We start from the raw sequence: 3,233 nt of genomic DNA, 5'->3' as shown, positions 1-3,233 counted from the left end.
GATTAGCGCGGGATTTTACTATATGAGGAGGAGCAGTATGAAAGTAAACAATAGAAGAAAATCAAGTAGGATATGTGCAATTATAATTTTAATATCTATGGTAACAAGTATCGTAGTACCAAACAATTCATTAAGATTTAGTGACGAAACTGGCAAATTGATCGATTATAAGGTAGCTAGTGAGGTTTCAGCAGCAGGGGTAATTCATTATCCTTTTCCACAACATGTTACATATACAAAAGGGACGATAACTCCAAGTGTGAAGCAATCAAAGAAAGATAAAGTGACAAAAGAATTTTATGATTTATGGAAGAAAAAATACATAGTTAAGAATCCTTACGCTACCGGAAAAGCGCAATATTATGTATGGAGTAGTGGACAAAAGTATAATAAACAGAATAATCAAACCGTGCCAATCAGTGTTTCAGAATCACAAGGGTATGGTATGTTAATAACGGTTTATATGGCTGGGTATGACAAAAGTGCCAAAAAATTATTTGATGGAATGTATCGATATTACAAGGCTAACACTTGCGAGCGTGGTAAATATCTAATGTCATGGCAGCAGGGGGATAATGGTAAGAAAATTGTAGACCTTGGAGGAGGTAGTTCAGCCACAGATGGTGATTTAGATATAGCATATGCATTGCTTTTAGCAGACAAACAATGGGGAAGTAGTGGTAGCATTAATTATAAAAAAGCTGCTGTTAATATAATTAACGACATTATGAAATATGAAGTAAATAAAAAGAACAATACCATTCAATTAGGTAATTGGGCGAGTACTTTGGATAAAAACCATGTGCAATACACAGGACTTCGATCCTCAGATCTTATGCCTCAACATTTTAAATCATTTGCAAAAGTTACAGGGAATAAAACTTGGAATTCAATAGTTACAAAAAGTTATACAATATTAAATCAATTAACTGTAAAATCATCTCGTAAAACAGGTTTAGTTCCAGATTTCATTGTAAAAGATAACACAAAATATAGTCCAGCTAATGCTTATTTCTTAGAGGGAGCAAAAGATGGAAGTTATGGTTACAATGCTTGCAGAGTGCCGTTTCGTATAGGTGTAGATTATCTAACTACCGGTAGTAAAAAGGGAAAAGACATGATTTCATTGTTAAACACCTGGATAAGAAAAGAAACAGGGAATAAACCAGAGAATATACGAAGTGGTTATACATTGAACGGATCTGCTATCGAGAGTTATTATGATATGAGTTACGTAGCCCCTCTACTAATATCAGCAATGTGTCAAAGTAGTAGTAAAGGTGCTCAAAATTGGGTAAATTCTTTATGGAAAATGGTAGCTGAGAGTGGTACAAACAATTACTACAACGATACAATTAAGTTATTATGCTTAATAATTGCTAGTGGAAATTGGTGGACAGCCTGATTTTACTAAATTTGATAAAAATGAAACGATTAAGTAAATATATCTAAAAAACAATAAATAAATATGTTTATAATGACAAAAACGTCATAATCATACTTTTTTTATTGAAAATATTTTGTACATATGTTACTATAAAACCATGATAACTGGAAACGATACCGATAAGGATACCGATAACGTTACTAAGATATGATTGTTGGGAAAGTAACATATCTAGTTAGATATACTTATAGGTAAGATCTAGTATCATTATCAATTTTCGAAGAGTATAAAATTCATTAATTGAGTGCTTATTCGAAAAAGGGTAAAAAAGAGGGTAAGCAGAAAGGAAAAGGTGTTTATTATGAAAAAATCTAAAAAAATCGTAGCACTACTTCTTGCAACAGTTATGATGAGTAGCTTGTTCACAGGTTGTGGAAAGAAGAATGACACAAATGACAAAACTTCTAATAACGGTAACAAAACAGAAGAAGCAGCTAATACTGATGGCAATGACACAAGTACTGATGATGCTTCAACTGAAAAAGTTGATTCTATTTACTTCTTAAACTTCAAACCTGAAATTGCAGAAGTTTATGAAAAGATAGCGAAAGATTATGAAGCAGAAACTGGTATTAAAGTTAAAGTAAACACTGCAGCATCTGGTACATATGAAACAACTTTAAAATCAGAAATTGCTAAAAAAGATGCCCCAACAATTTTCCAAATCAATGGACCTGTTGGTTATCAAAACTGGAAAGACTATTGCGCTGATATGAAAGATTCAGATTTATATTCACACTTAACTGATAAGAGCTTAGCTGTTACAGAAGGTGAAGGCGTATATGGAGTTCCTTATGCAGTTGAAGGTTATGGTATTATCTATAACAACGCTATCATGGATAAATATTTTGCTTTAACTGATAGAGCAACTACAGTTGCTTCTATGGATGAAATCAATAACTTTGCTACTTTAAAAGCAGTTGTAGAAGACATGCAAGCAAGAAAAGCTGATCTTAATATTGAAGGTGTATTTGCATCAACTTCTATGGCAGCTGGTGAACAATGGAGATGGCAAACTCACTTAGCAAACTTACCACTTTATTATGAATTCAAAGACAATACAGCATATGATAATACTGTATTAGCAGGTCTTGCAGCTAATGAAATTGAATTTAAGTATGCTGAAAACTTCAAGAATATATATGATTTATATACAAACAACTCAAGTGTTGAAAAAGGTTTATTAGGAGCTAAATCAGTAAACGACTCTATGGCAGATTTCGCTTTAGGAAAATGTGCTATGGTTCAAAATGGTAACTGGGCTTGGAGCCAAATTAGCCAAGTTGATGGAAACACAGTTAGTGAAAGTGATATCAAATTTTTGCCTATCTACACTGGTGTAGCAGGTGAAGAAACACAAGGTTTATGTGTTGGTACTGAAAACTACTTTGCAATCAATAGTCAAGTTTCAGAAGCAAAACAACAAGCTTCTATGGATTTCTTAAATTGGTTATTCACAAGTGAAACTGGTAAAGCATATGTATCTAAAGATTTAGGATTCATTGCTCCATTTGATTCATTCACAGATGCAGAAAAACCAAGTGATCCATTATCAAAAGAAGTGTTAGCGTGGATGGAAAAAGAAGGAACTACTTCTGTAGTTTGGACATTCGCAGCATTCCCAAGTGAAGATTTCAAGAACGCTTTTGGTGACGCTTTACTTGAATACGTTCAAGGTAGCATGGAATGGGATCAAGTTGTAACAGTTGTTAAAGACTCTTGGAAATCAGAAAGAGCTAAATAATTTGGTCTCCTAAAAGTATTTAATAATATATAGTTATTAATC

The 3,233-nt window shown here is 33.0% G+C and carries 2 protein-coding genes; both read left to right on the top strand.

The genetic code is table 11. The features are described from left to right. Positions 1–37 precede the first annotated feature (37 nt). Entirely contained in the window at positions 38–1,405 is a 1,368-nt protein-coding gene (locus ACW2QF_RS04195) for a glycosyl hydrolase family 8 (RefSeq protein ID WP_455714742.1), read from the top strand. Positions 1,406–1,748: 343 nt separating this feature from the next. Further along, the gene (locus ACW2QF_RS04190; protein ID WP_455714741.1) at positions 1,749–3,191 is read left to right on the top strand and encodes an ABC transporter substrate-binding protein; all 1,443 of its coding nucleotides are present in this window, start codon (positions 1,749–1,751) and stop codon (positions 3,189–3,191) included. Positions 3,192–3,233 lie beyond the last annotated feature (42 nt).

The organism is Anaerosporobacter sp., assembly GCF_965301125.1.
The sequence above is the reverse complement of the archived record's forward strand: the minus strand, read 5'-3'. Positions and strand labels throughout refer to the sequence as shown.

Excerpts from the sequence above, each read along its gene's own strand:
- ACW2QF_RS04195 (WP_455714742.1), top strand. The coding sequence starts at position 38 with ATGAAAGTAAACAATAGAAGAAAATCAAGTAGGATATGTGCAATTATA.
- ACW2QF_RS04190 (WP_455714741.1), top strand. The coding sequence starts at position 1,749 with ATGAAAAAATCTAAAAAAATCGTAGCACTACTTCTTGCAACAGTTATG.